At 62.8% G+C, this 16,440-nt stretch carries 15 protein-coding genes; 10 read left to right on the top strand and 5 right to left on the bottom strand.

Annotation, left to right across the window (positions count from 1 at the left end; all coding sequences use genetic code 11):
- Position 1 precedes the first annotated feature (1 nt).
- The 8 genes from bioF to GST84_01960 all read left to right on the top strand — a co-directional run bounded on the left by bioF (position 2) and on the right by GST84_01960 (position 9,335).
- Entirely contained in the window at positions 2-1,174 is a 1,173-nt protein-coding gene (gene bioF / locus GST84_01925) for an 8-amino-7-oxononanoate synthase (GenBank protein ID XGB11185.1), read from the top strand.
- Positions 1,167-1,898, top strand: coding sequence for an alpha/beta fold hydrolase (locus GST84_01930; protein ID XGB11186.1), 732 nt, complete (start codon positions 1,167-1,169; stop codon positions 1,896-1,898). Before bioF ends, GST84_01930 begins: the two co-directional genes overlap by 8 nt.
- Positions 1,891-2,709, top strand: coding sequence for a malonyl-ACP O-methyltransferase BioC (gene bioC / locus GST84_01935; protein ID XGB11187.1), 819 nt, complete (start codon positions 1,891-1,893; stop codon positions 2,707-2,709). Before GST84_01930 ends, bioC begins: the two co-directional genes overlap by 8 nt.
- Positions 2,710-2,719: 10 nt before the next feature.
- Positions 2,720-3,400, top strand: a complete 681-nt coding sequence (bioD, locus tag GST84_01940) for a dethiobiotin synthase (protein ID XGB11188.1) — start codon at positions 2,720-2,722, stop codon at positions 3,398-3,400.
- Between the two features lie 169 nt (positions 3,401-3,569).
- Positions 3,570-3,866 carry a pyrroloquinoline quinone biosynthesis protein PqqE gene (locus GST84_01945; GenBank protein XGB11189.1) on the top strand — a complete coding sequence of 99 codons (297 nt, stop codon included), beginning with the start codon at positions 3,570-3,572 and terminating at the stop codon, positions 3,864-3,866.
- Positions 3,867-4,153: 287 nt separating this feature from the next.
- Positions 4,154-5,959: an acyl-CoA dehydrogenase gene (locus GST84_01950; protein XGB11190.1), complete on the top strand. Its 1,806-nt coding sequence runs from the start codon at positions 4,154-4,156 to the stop codon at positions 5,957-5,959.
- Between the two features lie 189 nt (positions 5,960-6,148).
- Entirely contained in the window at positions 6,149-7,432 is a 1,284-nt protein-coding gene (locus tag GST84_01955; GenBank protein ID XGB11191.1) for a diguanylate cyclase, read from the top strand.
- Positions 7,433-7,556: 124 nt separating this feature from the next.
- Positions 7,557-9,335, top strand: coding sequence for an acyl-CoA dehydrogenase (locus tag GST84_01960; protein ID XGB11192.1), 1,779 nt, complete (start codon positions 7,557-7,559; stop codon positions 9,333-9,335).
- Positions 9,336-9,610: 275 nt separating this feature from the next.
- On the opposite strand, the gene GST84_01965 is transcribed toward GST84_01960, so the two are convergent.
- Complete coding sequence (locus GST84_01965; GenBank protein XGB11193.1) at positions 9,611-10,534, bottom strand: LysR family transcriptional regulator; 924 nt, start codon at positions 10,532-10,534, stop codon at positions 9,611-9,613.
- 210 nt (positions 10,535-10,744) lie between these two features.
- Here GST84_01965 and GST84_01970 point away from each other — a divergent pair, with 210 nt between their 5' ends.
- Positions 10,745-12,025 carry an aminotransferase class III-fold pyridoxal phosphate-dependent enzyme gene (locus tag GST84_01970; protein XGB11194.1) on the top strand — a complete coding sequence of 427 codons (1,281 nt, stop codon included), beginning with the start codon at positions 10,745-10,747 and terminating at the stop codon, positions 12,023-12,025.
- Between the two features lie 146 nt (positions 12,026-12,171).
- Positions 12,172-12,330 (top strand): YqaE/Pmp3 family membrane protein, encoded by a 159-nt coding sequence (locus GST84_01975; GenBank protein ID XGB11195.1) that lies wholly within the window; start codon positions 12,172-12,174, stop codon positions 12,328-12,330.
- Between the two features lie 61 nt (positions 12,331-12,391).
- On the opposite strand, the gene GST84_01980 is transcribed toward GST84_01975, so the two are convergent.
- The 4 genes from GST84_01980 to pqqC are packed head-to-tail and all read right to left on the bottom strand — an operon-like array spanning position 12,392 to position 16,340.
- Entirely contained in the window at positions 12,392-14,215 is a 1,824-nt protein-coding gene (locus GST84_01980; protein XGB11196.1) for a prolyl oligopeptidase family serine peptidase, read from the bottom strand.
- Complete coding sequence (pqqE, locus tag GST84_01985) at positions 14,181-15,341, bottom strand: pyrroloquinoline quinone biosynthesis protein PqqE (protein ID XGB11197.1); 1,161 nt, start codon at positions 15,339-15,341, stop codon at positions 14,181-14,183. Before pqqE ends, GST84_01980 begins: the two co-directional genes overlap by 35 nt.
- Positions 15,313-15,588 (bottom strand): pyrroloquinoline quinone biosynthesis peptide chaperone PqqD, encoded by a 276-nt coding sequence (pqqD, locus tag GST84_01990; protein XGB11198.1) that lies wholly within the window; start codon positions 15,586-15,588, stop codon positions 15,313-15,315. Before pqqD ends, pqqE begins: the two co-directional genes overlap by 29 nt.
- Positions 15,585-16,340 carry a pyrroloquinoline-quinone synthase PqqC gene (gene pqqC / locus GST84_01995; GenBank protein ID XGB11199.1) on the bottom strand — a complete coding sequence of 252 codons (756 nt, stop codon included), beginning with the start codon at positions 16,338-16,340 and terminating at the stop codon, positions 15,585-15,587. The genes pqqD and pqqC overlap by 4 nt, the downstream gene beginning before the upstream one ends.
- Positions 16,341-16,440: the final 100 nt, after the last annotated feature.

A 16,440-nucleotide genomic window follows, 5' to 3' on the forward strand; every position in this document is an offset into this window, starting at 1 on the left:
CATGGCTTTCGATCTGGCTGCGCGCCTGGCCGAACGGCGCGCAGCAGACCTGTATCGGCAGCGGCCATTGCTGGAAAGCCCGCAGGGGCCGGAAGTGGTGGTCGACGGCCAGCGGTTGCTGGCCTTCTGCAGCAATGACTACCTGGGCCTGGCCAACCACCCCGAAGTGATCGCCGCCTGGCAGGCCGGCGCCGAGCGCTGGGGGGTGGGGGGTGGTGCCTCGCACCTGGTGGTTGGCCACAGCGCACCGCACCATCAGGTTGAAGAGGCACTGGCTGAACTCACCGGGCGCCCGCGCGCGCTGTTGTTCTCCACCGGCTACATGGCCAATCTGGGCGCCATCACCGCGCTGGTGGGGCAGGGCGACACGGTGCTGCAAGACCGCCTGAACCATGCGTCGCTGCTGGATGGCGGGCTGCTCAGTGGTGCCCGCTTCAACCGCTACCTGCACAACGACCCGGCCAGCCTGGCCAGCCGCCTGGACAAGGCGGTCGGCAATACCCTGGTGGTGACCGATGGCGTGTTCAGCATGGACGGTGACCTGGCCGACCTGCCGGCGCTGGCCGATGTCGCCCGTGCCCGCGGCGCATGGTTGATGGTTGACGATGCCCATGGCCTGGGTACCTTGGGCGCACAGGGCGGCGGTATCGTCGAACACTTTGGCCTGGGCGTAGATGACGTACCGGTGCTGATCGGCACGCTGGGCAAGGCTTGCGGCACTGCGGGCGCCTTTGTTGCTGGCAGCGAAGAGCTGATCGAGGCGCTGGTGCAGTTCGCCCGCCCCTACATCTACACCACCAGCCAGCCACCGGCGCTGGCCTGCGCCACACTCAAGAGCCTGGAGCTGCTGCGCCGTGAAACCTGGCGTCGTGAGCATCTGGCAGCCTTGATTCGCCAGTTCAGAAAAGGCGCGCAGCAGATGGGGCTGCAGTTGATGGACAGCCCGACGCCAATCCAGCCTATCGTGATCGGCGACAGTGCGAAGGCGTTGCGTCTGTCACGCCTGCTGCGTGAGCGCGGCTTGCTGGTGACGGCCATCCGCCCACCCACCGTGCCGGCTGGCAGCGCACGCCTGCGGGTGACCTTGAGCGCCGCGCACAGCGAGGCGCAGGTGCAGCTATTGTTGAATGCATTGGCCGAGTGTTATCCACAGTTGGAGAACGCCGATGCGTAATCGACTTGTTCTGTTGCCTGGCTGGGGCTTGGGAACTGCTGCGCTGGAGCCGCTGGCCGCTAGCCTGCGGGCCCAGGACGCCCGCCTGCAGGTAGAGCTGATGCCCCTGCCAGAACTGCCCCACAGCGATGTGCAGGCCTGGATCGACCATCTGGACCGCAAGCTGCCCAGCAATGCCTGGCTGGGTGGCTGGTCACTGGGTGGCATGTTGGCCAGCGCGCTGGCGCACAAGCGTGGCGACCACTGCTGCGGGCTGCTGACCTTGGCCAGCAACCCCAGCTTCCTGGCCCGGCCAGACTGGCCGCACGGCATGGCCGAAGACACCTTCGGCACCTTCCTCGACGGCTGCCGCAGCCATACCCAGGTCACCCTCAAGCGCTTCCGTACCTTGTGCAGCGACGGCGCCCTGCAGCCGCGTACCCTGTTGCGCCAACTGGGTGTCGGCGTGCCGGATACCGACCCGTTGTACCTGGCCACTGGCCTTGAAGTGCTGGCCAAGCTGGACACCCGCGAAGCTTTGCAAGCCTATGGAGGCCCGCAGCTGCATCTGTTTGCCGGCAGCGATGCGCTAGTGCCGGCAGAGGCGGCAAAGGCCTTGAGCGAGCTGTTGCCCGATGTGGAAGTGGGCCTGGTCGAAGACAGTTCCCACGCGTTCCTGCTGGAGTACCCGCAGGAGCTGGCGGCGGGCATCAAGAGTTTCCTGCATGAGAGTGGCGATGACTGACCTTTCCCGTCCGACCCTGCCCGGCGCATTGCCCGACAAGCGCCAGGTGGCGGCCTCGTTCTCCCGCGCCGCGGCCAGCTACGACAGCGTGGCGGCCCTTCAGCGCGCTGTAGGTCTGAGCCTGCTGGAGCAGTTACCGGCAGGCCTGCAGCCGTCACACTGGCTGGACCTGGGCAGCGGCACCGGCCATTTCAGCCGCATGCTGGCCGAGCGTTTCACCCAGGCCTGTGGCGTGGCGGTGGATATTGCCGAAGGCATGTTGCTGCACGCCCGTCATGTGAAGGGCGGGGCGCAGTATCACGTGGTTGGCGACGCCGAGCGTTTGCCGCTGCGCGATGGCAGCGTCGACCTGGTGTTTTCCAGCCTGGCGGTGCAGTGGTGCGATCAGTTCGCCAGTGTGCTGGCCGAGGCGCAGCGGGTGCTGCGCCCAGGCGGTGTACTGGCCTTCAGCAGCCTGTGCGTGGGCACCCTCGACGAACTGCGCGCCAGCTGGCAGGCGGTGGATGGTCTGGTGCATGTAAACCGCTTCCGCCGTTTCGAGGACTATCAGCGCCTGTGCGCAGCCAGCGGTTTTGAACAGCTTGAGCTGGAGCGGTGCCCGCATGTGCTGCACTACCCGGATGTGCGCAGCCTGACCCACGAACTGAAGGCGTTGGGGGCGCACAATCTGAACCCTGGGCGACCTTCCGGTCTCACCGGCCGGGCGCGAATGCAGGGCCTGCTGCAGGCCTATGAGGCATTTCGCCAGCCCGCAGGGCTGCCAGCCACCTATCAAGTGGTCTATGGTGTGTTGCGCAAACCACAGGCGTAAGGGGAGCACGATGAGCCAGGCCTTTTTCATTGCTGGTACCGATACCGATGTCGGCAAGACCACCATTGCCGCCGGCCTGTTGCATGCGGCACGTTTGCAGGGCATGAGCACGCTGGGTGCCAAGCCGGTTGCCTCGGGCTGTACGATGACGCCGAAAGGCTTGCGCAATAGTGATGCCCTGGCGCTGATCGACGAAAGCACGGTCAAGCTGCCCTATGAGCAGGTCAATCCGTTTGCCTTCGAGCCTGCTATTGCCCCGCATGTGGCGGCGCGCGAGGCAGGGGTGACGCTGGCCGTGCCAGAACTGCTCGCGGCGATGCGCAATGTGCTGCAACAAAATGCCGACTTCACCCTGATTGAGGGAGCCGGTGGCTGGCGCGTACCGCTGTCGGGCCTGGAGAACCTGTCCGACCTTGCCGTTGCCCTGCGGTTGCCGGTGATTCTGGTGGTAGGCGTGCGCTTGGGTTGCATCAGCCATGCCTTGCTTAGTGCCGAGGCGATCGAGCGTGATGGGCTGCAGTTGGCGGGTTGGGTGGCAAACATCATCGAGCCGCGTACCTCGCGCCTGGAAGAGAACCTGGCCAGCCTTGCAGAGCGCTTGCCGGCGCCATGTCTGGGGCGGGTGCCCAAGCTCAAGCAGGCCAGTGCCGACATGGTGGCTGAGCATCTGCAGCTGGATTTGCTGGATTAGTATGTTGCCGGCCCGGCCTCCTTGCGGGGGTTGCCCGCGAAGAGGCCAGTGCAGGAATACCCAAGGCCTATCAACTGGCATTGAGCCATTAGGGATTTAAACGGGCCTTTTCGCGCCCAGCCTGCTTTAATTGGGGCTGTTCGTCATCCAGCGTCAATGGAGTCCTGACATGGAAATCACCGGTAGCTCCGCCTACTACGCGGGCCTGAGCGCAATCCAGACCGGGCAGAACCGCGTCGATCAAGCCGCCAGCCAGATCGCCAACACCACTGCCGAACGCACCGCCACTAGCCAGTCCAGCGATTTTCAGGCCGAACGCCTGCGCGCGGTCGACCGCAGCCAGCAGATGGACATGGCCACCAGTGTCGTGCAACAGGCGGTGGGCAAGACCGAAGTCGAACTCGGCGCAAAGGTCGCTAAGGCATCCGACGAAATGCTTGGCCGGTTCATCGACACCTACGCCTGAACACTTGCGTCATCCCCTATTTCAACGCCTGCCCTTGTAGGAGCGGGCTTGCCCGCGAATGCGTCCGATCAGACAACAGTTTGGTTTGGTTGGAAGCATTCGCGGGCGAGCCCGCTCCTACAGGTGTTTTGCCGAGCGTTGGCGTATTTGCCATTTTTCGTGGCGGAAATGGCACCATAGTCCATCCTTGACAGAAAGCTGAGCTAAACGTAAGTTTCAAACAACTGTTTGATCGGCTTCCGCCAAGCGCGGGTCACCCCACAGAACTCACCTAGAGGTTCATCGCAATGCCTGACTACAAAGCCCCCTTGCGTGATATCCGCTTCGTTCGCGACGAGCTGCTTGGCTATGAGGCGCACTATCAGAGCCTGCCGGGCTGCCAGGACGCCACGCCCGACATGGTCGACGCGATCCTTGAAGAAGGCGCGAAGTTCTGTGAGCAGGTGTTGTCGCCGCTGAACCGCGTGGGTGACCAGGAAGGCTGCACCTGGAGCGAATCGGGGGTGAAAACCCCAACCGGCTTCAAGGAAGCCTACCAGCAGTTCGTCGAAGGCGGCTGGCCTAGCCTGGCACATGACGTCGAGCACGGCGGCCAAGGCCTGCCAGAGTCGCTGGGCCTGGCCCTGAGCGAAATGGTCGGTGGTTCGAACTGGTCGTGGGGCATGTACCCAGGCCTGTCGCATGGCGCGATGAACACTATTTCTGCGCATGGCACTGCCGAGCAGCAGCACACCTACCTGACCAAGCTGGTGTCTGGCGAGTGGACCGGCACCATGTGCCTGACCGAACCGCACTGCGGCACCGACCTGGGCATGCTGCGCACCAAGGCCGAGCCACAGGCCGACGGCAGCTACAAGGTGTCGGGCACCAAAATCTTCATTTCGGCCGGCGAACACGACATGGCCGACAACATCGTCCATATCGTTCTGGCCCGCCTGCCGGACGCACCGGCCGGTACCAAGGGTATTTCGCTGTTTATCGTGCCGAAGTTCCTGCCCAACGCCGAGGGTGGCGTGGGTGAGCGCAACGGCGTTAGCTGCGGCTCGATCGAACACAAGATGGGCATCCACGGTAACGCTACCTGCGTCATGAACTTCGATGCTGCCACCGGCTACCTGATCGGCCCGGCCAACAAAGGCCTGAACTGCATGTTCACCTTCATGAACACTGCTCGCCTGGGGACCGCACTGCAAGGCCTGGCCCACGCCGAAGTGGCGTTCCAGGGTGGCCTGAAGTACGCCCGTGAGCGCCTGCAAATGCGTTCCCTGACCGGCCCGAAAGCGCCGGACAAGGCTGCCGACCCGATCATCGTCCACCCGGACGTGCGTCGCATGCTGCTGACCATGAAGGCCTTCGCCGAAGGCAACCGCGCGATGGTGTACTTCACCGCCAAGCAGGTGGACATCGTCAAGTACAGCCAGGACGAAGAAGAGCGCAAGAAGGCCGATGCCCTGCTGGCGTTCCTGACCCCGATCGCCAAGGCATTCATGACCGAAGTCGGTTTCGAAGCCGCCAACCACGGCGTGCAGATCTACGGTGGCCATGGCTTCATCGCCGAATGGGGCATGGAGCAGAACGTGCGCGACAGCCGCATCTCCATGCTGTACGAAGGCACTACCGGAATTCAGGCCCTCGACTTGCTCGGTCGTAAAGTGCTTATGACTCAGGGCGAAGCACTGAAGGGCTTCACCAAGATCGTGCACAAGTTCTGCCAGGCGCAGGAAGGTAACGAAGCGGTCAAGGAGTTCGTCGAACCGCTGGCGGCCATCAACAAGGAGTGGGGCGAGCTGACCATGAAAGTGGGCATGGCTGCCATGAAGGACCGTGAAGAAGTGGGTGCGGCTTCGGTCGATTACCTGATGTACTCCGGCTATGCTTGCCTGGCCTACTTCTGGGCCGACATCGCCCGCCTGGCCGCTGAGAAACTGGCAGCTGGCACCAGCGAAGAGGCGTTCTATACCGCCAAGTTGCAGACTGCCCGCTTCTACTTCCAGCGTATTCTGCCGCGTACCCGTACCCACGTGGCGACCATGTTGTCGGGTGCCAACAACCTGATGGCGATGGACGAAGAGCACTTCGGCCTGTCGTACTGATACTGGCGCTGTACCCAAAACCCGCCTGCCCTGACCGGTAGGCGGGTTTTTTACGTCTTCGGGTTCAGCGCGGCCCCTTGCAGGCGACCGGAAGCTGGTAAATCCAACCGCAAATTCAACTGTTCCAGTGCACTGCCGATGAAGTGAGGGCACAATGCCATTATTGATCTGCCGGGTTGGAGATTACCCTTGTTTCGTCTTAACGCTGTTCGCGCAAGCCACTTCCTGCCGTCGCTGTTCTTGTTGCTGGCAGGGCTCGCCGCAGCCTATGTGAGAGACCTCAGCGTCTTTTTCACATCGCTGTTCAATGTCCTGCCTACCTTGGTTCTACTGCTGGGCGGCGCTTACTGCGCGGTCTACCGCCGCCAGCGTGAGCTGTTTCTGATGCTGACGGTGTACATCGCCTACTTCCTGCTCGATACCCAGACCGACTTCTATCGTGACCATGGCCGCGTGCGTGAGGACGCAGCGGTGATCTTCCACCTGGTCTGCCTGCTGCTGCCGGCGCTGTTCGGGCTGTATGGCGCCTGGCAGGAGCGTACGCACCTGCTGCAGGACCTGGTCGCCCGCGGTGCTGTGCTGTTTGCCGTGGGCAGCGTGGCGGTGGCCCTCCAGCAAAGCTACCCCGAGGCGTTGCTGACCTGGTTGGCGGAGATCCGCTGGCCGGCTTTGCATGGTCACTGGATGAGCCTGATCCAGATGGTCTACCCACTGTTCCTTGGTGTATTCATTCTGCTGGTGGTGCAGTACCTGCGTGCACCCCGGCCGCTGCACGCCGCGCAGTTGATCGGCCTGCTGGGCATTTTCTGGATGCTGCCGCAAACCTTCATCCTGCCGTTTACCCTGAACATCATGTGCAGCCAGGTAATGCTGATGATCGCCGCAGCAGTGGCGCACGAGGCTTATCAGATGGCTTTCCGTGACGAGCTGACTGGCCTGCCGGGGCGCCGTGCGCTGAACGAGCGCATGCAGCGCCTGGGGCGCAACTATGTCATCGCCATGACCGATGTCGACCATTTCAAGAAATTCAACGACACCCACGGCCACGATGTCGGTGACCAGGTGTTGCGGTTGGTCGCCAGCCGCTTGTCCAAGGTCACCGGCGGTGGTCGCGCTTACCGTTATGGTGGGGAAGAGTTCGCTTTGGTGTTCGCCGGCAAGACCGCCGAGGAGTGCGTGCCGCATGTGGAGGCCGTGCGTGAAGTAATCGCTAATTACGTGATGCACCTGCGCGACCAGCACAACCGCCCGCAGGACGATACCGCCGGGCGCCAGCGCCGCGCTGGCAGCGGCGGCGGCACGGTTTCGGTCACCATCAGTATCGGCGTGGCCGAGCGCCAGGCGGATCATCGCAACCCCGAGGCGGTGCTGAAATCCGCCGACCAGGCGCTTTACAGCGCCAAAGGTGCGGGGCGCAATTGTGTCATGGTGCATGGGCGACAATCGCCGCGTGGGGCAGTGCGTACAGCGTGACCGTGCGAGACTATATAGTCGATTGATGACCCTATGTCTCGCAAAAGTTGTTCGGTTACACTGCCAGTAACCCCAGTGTCGCGGTTCCCCGAGACCGCCCCGACCCGACTAGCGAGAGGTTGTCATGGCTGACTATAAAGCGCCCCTGCGCGACATGCGCTTCGTACTGAATGAAGTCTTCAACGTGGCCGAGCAGTGGACGCAGTTGCCCGGGCTGGCGGAGGTCGTCGATGCCGACACGGCCATGGCCGTGCTGGAAGAAGCCGGCAAGGTTACCGCCAAGACCATTGCGCCGCTCAGCCGCGCTGCCGACGAAGAGGGCTGCCACTGGGACAACGGCGTAGTACGCACCCCAGCCGGTTTCATCGAGGCCTACAACACCTACGCCGAAGGCGGCTGGGTGGGCGTGGGCGGTGACCCGCTGTTCGGCGGCATGGGTATGCCCAAGGCCATCTCGGCCCAGGTCGAGGAAATGGTCAACGCGTCCAGCCTGGCCTTCGGCCTGTACCCGATGCTGACCGCTGGCGCCTGTCTGTCGATCAACGCCCACGCCAGCGAGGCCTTGAAGGAAAAATACCTTCCGAACATGTATGCCGGCGTTTGGGCCGGCTCCATGTGCCTGACCGAGCCGCATGCCGGCACCGACCTGGGCATCATCCGCACCAAGGCCGAGCCCCAGGCTGACGGCAGCTACAAGGTCAGCGGCACCAAGATCTTCATCACCGGTGGCGAACACGACCTGACCGAGAACATCATCCATCTGGTACTGGCCAAGTTGCCGGATGCACCGGCGGGGCCGAAAGGTATTTCGCTGTTCCTGGTGCCAAAGTTCCTGGTCAATGAAGACGGTAGCCTCGGTGCGCGGAACCCGGCCACTTGCGGCTCGATCGAGCACAAAATGGGCATCCAGGCATCGGCTACTTGTGTGATGAACTTCGACGAAGCAGTCGGCTATATCGTCGGTGAGCCGAACAAGGGCCTGGCGGCCATGTTCACCATGATGAACTACGAGCGCCTGGGTGTCGGCATTCAAGGCCTGGCGTCAGCCGAGCGCTCCTATCAGAACGCCGTGGAGTACGCCCGCGATCGCCTGCAGAGCCGTGCCCCGACTGGCCCGCAAGCCAAGGACAAGGCTGCCGATCCGATCATCGTCCACCCGGACGTGCGTCGCATGCTGTTGACCATGAAGGCACTGATCGAAGGTGGCCGCGCGTTCTCCACTTACGTGGCCATGCAACTGGACAGTGCCAAGTACAGCGAAGACGCCAGCGTGCGCAAACGCAGCGAAGAGCTGGTGGCACTGCTGACGCCGGTGGCCAAGGCCTTCCTCACCGACCTGGGCCTGGAGTGCGCAGTGCATGGCCAGCAGGTATTTGGCGGGCATGGTTATATTCGTGAGTGGGGGCAGGAGCAGTTGGTGCGCGATGTGCGCATTACCCAAATCTACGAGGGGACCAATGGCATCCAGGCCCTCGACCTGATGGGCCGTAAAGTGGTGGCCAGCGGCGGGGCATACTACAAGCTGTTCTCTGATGAGATTCGCCAGTTCATTACTCATGCAGGCAGCGAACTGGACGAATTCACCAAGCCATTGCGTGCTTCGCTCGATCAGCTCGATGGGTTGACCGAGTGGGTATTGCAGCAGGCCAAGGGCAACCCGAATGAAATTGGCGCGGCTTCGGTCGAGTACCTGCATGCCTTCGGCTATGTTGCCTATGGCTATATGTGGGCACTGATGGCGCGGGCGGCGCAGGCGGGCGATGGGGATGCGGCGTTCTATTCGGGCAAGCTGGGTACGGCGCGGTTCTATTTTGCACGGTTGCTGCCACGGGTGGATTCGCTGGTGGCTTCGGTGAAGGCGGGGAGTGAGTCGCTTTACCTGCTGGATGCCGAGCAGTTCTGATATTGAGGGCTACCCAGTGGCCCGATTCCCCAGATATCTGGGTATGAATCCCTCGTGTAAGCTTTTTCCTACACGACGTGGTGACTTTTCACCACTGTTCTAAGATTGGATCCACGGTTAATCTTTACCACATGGACGTTGCGCAGGAAGCGCAAAGGACAGATCAAGGACGACGACGAAGGAACACCTGCCAGGATGGCGGGGCGATACGGATGTCACAGGGAAACAGTCTGGAAAACCCCGCTTCGGCGGGGTTTTCTTTGCGTGCGTGTTTTTCAGGCCAGCACATCCAGCGGTGATGCCCCCAACAGACGAGCGTCCGTCTCTTCCTCCAGCAACGTGCGCAGCAGCTCTACGGACGCCTGCTGGCGCTGGGCATCGCGGAAGACCAGGCCAACCTTCAGCGGCACGCGCGGCTCGCTGAGCGGCTTCCACAGCAGCCCCTGATCATCTTCGGCGGCCTCCTTGGCGCGCCCCGGCAGAATGGTAGCCAGCGCCGTGTGCGCGAGGCTATCGAGAATCCCTGCCATATTGTTCATCTCTGCCTGCACCTGCGGCCGTCGACCCTGGCTGGCCAACTGCGCCTGCCAGATCTGGCGGATCTGGAACTCCTCGCCCAGCATCAGCATGGGCAACTCGGCGGCCTGGCGGATGGACACCTTCTTGAAGTCCTTCAGCGGGTGGGTATCGGGTATGACCAGTTGCAGCTCATCTTCGTACAACAGCAGGCCATGCAGACCTGGCTGGCGCGGCGGCAAGTAGCTGATGCCGATGTCCAGGCTGCCGTTGAGCAGGCGCCGTTCGATCTCCAACCCCGACAACTCGTAAATCTGCACGACCAGGTGGGGTTGAGCCTTGCGCAGCCGTTCAAGCAGCTGCGGTATCAGGCTTGGCCGCACGGTCTGCAATACACCGATAGCCAAGGTGCGCAGCGACTGGCCCTTGAAGTTGCGCATAGCTTCGTGGGCACGCTGCAGGCCGTCGAGCAACGGCAGGGCATGGTTGTACAAGGTGTGGGCGGCCAAGGTCGGCAGCAAGCGTTTGTTGCTGCGCTCGAACAGGCTCAGGTCGAGGCTGTGCTCCAATTGGCGGATCTGCTGGGAAAGCGCCGGCTGTGACAGCGACAGGCGTTCGGCGGCACGGCCTACGTGGCCTTCTTCGTACACCGCGACGAAATAACGCAGTTGGCGGAAATCCATAAGTAATACTTATCGAAAATGCTGGAAAAACGAAATGGTCGAAAACCCTGTTGAAGCCTAGTCTATCGCCGTATTCCAAAGGGTTACAGCGATGATTCGGTCGATTGTTATCATGGATGAAAAACACTTTTGATAGGCAAGGCAAAATATCGAGTGCCGGCATCAAGACCGCACCGTGGCTGCCCTTTACCGTGATTGGTTGGAGCCCTGATGAACCTGTTCAACCTGCGCCGCTCGGCTTCTGCCGCCGCCGCCGAGCCCAAGCGTGCGCCGGTGATCGTGCCGCAAGCATCCGAGCTGTCGCTTGATCGCCTGATGCCCGGCGCCGAACGTGCGGCGCAGGTATTCGTGCGTGGCCAGGGCTCCTGGTTGTGGGACAACGAAGGGCATGCCTACCTGGACTTCACCCAAGGCGGCGCGGTCAACAGCTTGGGCCACAGCCCCAGCGTGCTGGTCAAAGCGTTGGGAGCCCAGGCTCAGGCGTTGATCAACCCGGGCTCGGGCTTTCACAACCGTGGCCTGCTGGGGCTGGTCAATCGGCTGTGTCAGAGTACCGGCAGTGACCAGGCCTACCTGCTCAACAGCGGTGCAGAGGCCTGTGAAGGGGCGATCAAGCTGGCGCGTAAGTGGGGCCAGCTGCACCGCAATGGCGCCTATCACATCATTACTGCCAGCCAAGCCTGCCATGGCCGTAGCCTGGGCGCGCTGTCCGCATCCGACCCGTTACCATGCAATCGCTGCGAACCTGGCCTGCCGGGTTTCAGCAAGGTGCCGTTCAACGACCTGGCGGCGCTGCACGCCGAGGTGGATTCACGCACCGTGGCGATCATGCTCGAGCCGATACAGGGTGAGGCGGGCGTTATTCCCGCTACTCAGGAATACCTCAAGGGCGTGGAAACGCTCTGCCGCGAACTGGGCATCCTGCTGATCCTTGATGAGGTGCAGACCGGTATTGGTCGCTGTGGTGCGCTGCTGGCCGAGGAGCTCTATGGCGTGCGCGCCGACATCATCACCTTGGGCAAGGGCCTGGGGGGCGGCGTGCCACTGGCCGCCTTGCTGGCCAGGGGCAAGGCATGCTGCGCCGAGCCTGGTGAGCTGGACGGCAGCCACCATGGCAACGCGCTGATGTGCGCCGCCGGCCTGGCGGTGCTGGACAGCGTGCTGGAACCTGGCTTTCTGGCCCAGGTTCAGGACAACGGTCGTCACCTGCGTGAAGGCCTGAGCCGCCTGACCGGGCGCTATGGTCAGGGTGAAGTGCGCGGTCACGGGCTGCTATGGGCCCTTCAACTGAAAGAAAACCTGGCCCGCGAGCTGGTGGCTGCGGCCCTGCACGAGGGCCTGCTGCTCAACGCGCCGCAAACGGATGTGGTGCGCTTTTCTCCGGCGCTGACTGTGAGCAAAGGCAACATCGACGAAATGCTGCTGCGCCTGGCGCGCGCTTTCGCCCGCCTGCATGCCCAGCAGCAGGCCCGCCGCGAAGTGCCGGCGTAGCGGCCTGCCAAAGAATTCAACGAACCGTCTGGCGTTCCTGCGCATCGCCCCTGGCCTGTTTCATTCGGCCCGGGGCGTTTTTTTTGCCTGTGGAACCTCTTCGGCTGGCAGCTAGTCTTTGATGTAACCCTTCAGGAGAAACTCGCATGGACTTTATCCGCATTATCATCGCCATTATCCTGCCGCCGCTGGGGGTGTTCCTTCAGGTCGGGTTTGGCGGGGCGTTCTGGCTGAATATCCTGCTGACCCTGCTGGGGTACATTCCGGGGATCGTGCATGCGGTGTACATCATCGCCAAGCGGTGACACAGGCTGAGCCCGCGCCTGCAGGAGCAGCGAAAGGTTGCTCCTGCAGGGGCGCCTGTAACTACTGCACCAACACCCGGCAATAGAATTTCCACTCTTCTTCCAAGGCATGCGCCAGGTTCTCCGCCTTGCGGAACCCATGCCGCTCCTCCGCATAAAAATGCCCTTCAGCGTCGATCCCGTTGGCCTGCAACGCAGCCAACATGGAGCGTGTCTGCTCCGGCACCACCACCGCATCCAGCTCACCCTGGAAGAAAATCACCGGTACCTTGATTCGCTCTGCATGCAGCAACGGCGTGCGCTGGCGATAGCGTTCAACGTCCCGCTGCGGGTCGCCGATCAGCCAGTCCAGGTAATCGCCTTCGAACTTGTGGGTGGCACGGGCCAGGGCTACCGGGTCACTGACCCCGTACAGGCTGGCGCCGGCGCGGAACACGTCTTGAAACGCCAAGGCGCACAGGGTGGTGTAACCCCCGGCGCTGCCGCCGCGGATGAATGCCTTGCGTTTGTCGACCAAGCCCTGAGCCGCCAGGTATTCGACCACCGCGCAGGCATCGGCCACATCGCTTTTGCCCCAGCGCTGATGCAGTGCCTGCCGGTACTCCCGGCCATAGCCGGTGCTGCCCCGGTAGTTGAGGTCGGCCACGGCAAAGCCGCGCTGGGTCCAATACTGAATGCGCGGGTCGAGCACGGGATAGCAGGCTGAGGTTGGCCCGCCGTGGATGAATACCACCAGCGGTGCGGCGCCTTGCGACTGCGCTGGGGGGTAGAAGAAACCATGGGCCTGCTCGCCGTCACTGTTGTAGTGGATCGGCTGCGGCAGGCTGATATTCCCTGCCGGCAGCACTTCGGCACCGCCGGCCAGCACGCGTACTTCGTGGTTGTTGCGGTCAATGGCAATGACTGCCGGTGGGCTGATGGGCGACGCGGCAATGGCATACAGGTGTTCGCTGTCCATGGTCAGGCTGCGAAAGCGTGTGTAGGCACTGGCAAAACGCTCCATACGGCCATCTTCACCACGCAGCCCCAATTGCCCGAAGCCGTCTTCGAACCAACTGGCCAGGTAGCTTTGCGGGCTCAGTGGCAACCAGGTGCAGGTCCCCAATTGCCAAGGCGCAGCAGCATGGTCCGCCGATGCGGCAGGCAACGCTTGCCATTGGCCATCGACCTCACCCCAGGGTTGCCAGAAGCCCTTGCGGTCGGAAAGGCAGTAGAGCCGACCTTGGGCATCGAAGCGTGGTTGTTGCAACGATTCTTCTGCGGCGGCTACACATTGCGCCGGCCCCCAGTGGCCGCTGGCATCGCGCGCGCGGCACATCAGCCGGGTGACGGTCCAGGGCTGTGCCGGGCGGTCCCATTCGATCCACGCCAGGCGCTGGCCATCGGCGCTGACAGCAGGCGAGGCGTAGAAGTCGGCGCCCTCGGCGAGGACTTCGCGGCTGCTGTTACCCAGAGCGACCAGGCGATGCTCTACCTGTTCGGCATGGCGCTCTTCGACGGCCAGCACCTGGCCGTCGTGCCACTGCACATCGCCATAGCGGCAGCTGGCATCCTGGGTCAGTGCACGTGGTAACAGATCGTCCAGCGGCTGGGTGTAGACCTGCTGGTCCTTTTCGTTGACGAACACCAGCCCGTCGCCGCCCAGGCAGAAGCTGCCGCCACCATATTCGTAGACCCGACTGCGCACGCTGAAGCCGTCCGGGGTCAGGCAGCGAGCTTGGTAGTGCAACCAGTGCCAGATACGGCAAGCACCGTCGGCCGGGCGGAATTCGTTCCAGAACAGCCCGTCGGCACTGACCTTGAGTTCGGCAAAGTCGGTGCCGGCGGCAACTGCCTGGGCCGCGCTGAATTCAGCCGCGGGCGATGACACGGGAGTTTCGATCATTGCGGAAGGTCATCTGTTCGATCGCGAGCTGGGCGGTTTCAGCCTCCTCGCGGGCCTTGAGAATGATGCCGTGCTCGGTCGACTTGGCGCACACCGGGTCGGCGTTGCTGGCATCGCCGGTGAGCATGAAGGCCTGGCAGCGACAGCCGCCGAAGTCCTTTTCTTTTTCGTCGCAGGAGCGGCAAGGTTCGCGCATCCACTCATAGCCACGGAAGCGGTTGAAACCGAACGATTCATACCAGATATGGTGCAAGTCGTGGTCGCGTACATTCGGGAACTGCACGGGCAGCTGGCGGGCGCCGTGGCAGGGCAATGCGGTGCCGTCCGGGGTGATGGTGAGGAACAGGTTGCCCCAGCCGTTCATACAGGCCTTGGGACGCTCTTCGTAGTAGTCAGGGGTAACGAAAATAAGCTTGCACGGGTTGCCCTCGGCCTTGAGCTTGTCCCTGTATTCGTTGGTGATACGTTCGGCCCGCTCGAGCTGCGCGCGGGTTGGCAGCAGTCCCAGGCGGTTGAGGTGCGCCCAGCCATAGAACTGGCACGTGGCGAGCTCGACGAAGTCGGCCTCCAGGGCAATGCACAACTCGATGATGCGGTCGATCTTGTCGATGTTGTGCCGATGAGTGACGAAGTTGAGCACCATCGGGTAGCCATGGGCTTTCACCGCGCGGGCCATTTCCAGCTTCTGTGCAAAGGCCTTCTTCGAGCCAGCCAGCAGGTTGTTCACCTGCTCGTCGCTGGCCTGGAAGCTGATCTGGATATGGTCCAGGCCAGCCTTCTTGAATTCGGCGATGCGTGCCTCGGTCAGGCCAATGCCCGAGGTGATCAGGTTGGTGTAGTAACCCAGGCGGCGGGCCTCTGCTATCAGCTGGGCAAGGTCCTGGCGTACCAGTGGTTCACCGCCGGAAAAGCCGATTTGTGCGGCACCCATTTCCCGCGCTTCAGCCATGACCTTGAACCACTGTTCGGTGCTCAGCTCCTGGCCCTGGGCGGCGAAGTCCAGCGGGTTGGAGCAGTAAGGGCACTGCAGCGGGCAGCGGTAGGTGAGTTCGGCCAGCAGCCACAGCGGCAGGCCGACCTCGGGGGTAGGCGGCAACTCAGGCGAGGACGATCCAGTGTTCGGCACGGGCCACCTCCATGAACTGCTCGATGTCGTCCGCCACTTGCGGGACACCGGGGAATTGCTGTTCGAGTTCGCTGATAATTGCTGCCACGTCGCGCTGGCCGTCGATCAGGCCACCGATCAGGCTCGCGCTGTCGTTGAGCTTGATCATGCCTTCGGGGTACAGCAACACATGGCCCTTTTGCGCCGGCTCGTACTGGAAACGATAGCCGGGGCGCCAGTTCGGTACCTGGTTACGGTCGAAACTCATAGGGTGATTCCCTTGTGCCACACCCGTTCCTGGGTGACGGAATGATAGGGTGGGCGGTTCAGTTCGTAGGCCATGCTCATGGCATCGAGCATGCTCCACAGGATATCCAGTTTGAACTGCAGTATCTCCAGCATACGCTCCTGGCCCGCACGGGTGGTGTAGTGCTGCAGGGTAATCGCCAGGCCGTGTTCCACATCGCGTCGAGCCTGGCCCAGGCGGGTACGGAAATACTCGTAGCCGGCGGGGTCGATCCACGGGTAGTGCTGTGGCCAGCTGTCCAGACGTGACTGGTGGATTTGCGGGGCGAACAGCTCGGTCAGCGAGCTGCTGGCGGCTTCCTGCCAGCTGGCGCGGCGGGCGAAGTTGACGTAGGCGTCCACGGCAAAGCGCACGCCAGGCAATACCAGTTCTTGCGAGCGCAATTGGTCCGGGTCCAGCCCGACAGCCTGGCCCAGGCGCAGCCAGGCTTCGATACCGCCATCCTCGCCGGGCGCACCATCGTGGTCGAGCAGGCGCTGGATCCACTCGCGGCGCACTTCGCGGTCCGGGCAGTTGGCCAGGATCGCAGCATCCTTCATCGGGATGTTGACCTGGTAGTAGAAGCGGTTGGCCACCCAGCCCTGGATCTGCTTGCGGGTGGCGCGACCTTGGTACATCGCCACGTGGTACGGGTGATGGATGTGATAATAGGCGCCCTTGGCGCGCAAGGCCTGCTCGAACTCGGCAGGGGACATTGGCAGTGCGTCGCTCATTCGGCTGGCTCCTGTAGAACGATTATCTGGCCTGGCACATCTCTCTCCCTTGTGGGAGCGGGCGTGCCCGCGAACACCGGCGAAGCCGGTGCCATAGACC

It is taken from the genome of Pseudomonas putida (assembly GCA_041879295.1).
Lineage (GTDB): Bacteria > Pseudomonadota > Gammaproteobacteria > Pseudomonadales > Pseudomonadaceae > Aquipseudomonas > Aquipseudomonas putida_Y.

Bases quoted from the DNA above. Each gene is read 5' to 3' on its own strand.
- bioC (XGB11187.1), top strand. From the start codon at position 1,891: ATGACTGACCTTTCCCGTCCGACCCTGCCCGGCGCATTGCCCGACAAG.
- GST84_01950 (XGB11190.1), top strand. From the start codon at position 4,154: ATGCCTGACTACAAAGCCCCCTTGCGTGATATCCGCTTCGTTCGCGAC.
- pqqD (XGB11198.1), bottom strand. From the start codon at position 15,588: ATGAGTTTCGACCGTAACCAGGTACCGAACTGGCGCCCCGGCTATCGT.
- bioD (XGB11188.1), top strand. From the start codon at position 2,720: ATGAGCCAGGCCTTTTTCATTGCTGGTACCGATACCGATGTCGGCAAG.
- GST84_01930 (XGB11186.1), top strand. From the start codon at position 1,167: ATGCGTAATCGACTTGTTCTGTTGCCTGGCTGGGGCTTGGGAACTGCT.
- pqqC (XGB11199.1), bottom strand. From the start codon at position 16,340: ATGAGCGACGCACTGCCAATGTCCCCTGCCGAGTTCGAGCAGGCCTTG.
- GST84_01970 (XGB11194.1), top strand. From the start codon at position 10,745: ATGAACCTGTTCAACCTGCGCCGCTCGGCTTCTGCCGCCGCCGCCGAG.
- GST84_01960 (XGB11192.1), top strand. From the start codon at position 7,557: ATGGCTGACTATAAAGCGCCCCTGCGCGACATGCGCTTCGTACTGAAT.
- GST84_01975 (XGB11195.1), top strand. From the start codon at position 12,172: ATGGACTTTATCCGCATTATCATCGCCATTATCCTGCCGCCGCTGGGG.
- GST84_01965 (XGB11193.1), bottom strand. From the start codon at position 10,534: ATGGATTTCCGCCAACTGCGTTATTTCGTCGCGGTGTACGAAGAAGGC.
- GST84_01945 (XGB11189.1), top strand. From the start codon at position 3,570: ATGGAAATCACCGGTAGCTCCGCCTACTACGCGGGCCTGAGCGCAATC.
- GST84_01980 (XGB11196.1), bottom strand. From the start codon at position 14,215: ATGATCGAAACTCCCGTGTCATCGCCCGCGGCTGAATTCAGCGCGGCC.
- bioF (XGB11185.1), top strand. From the start codon at position 2: ATGGCTTTCGATCTGGCTGCGCGCCTGGCCGAACGGCGCGCAGCAGAC.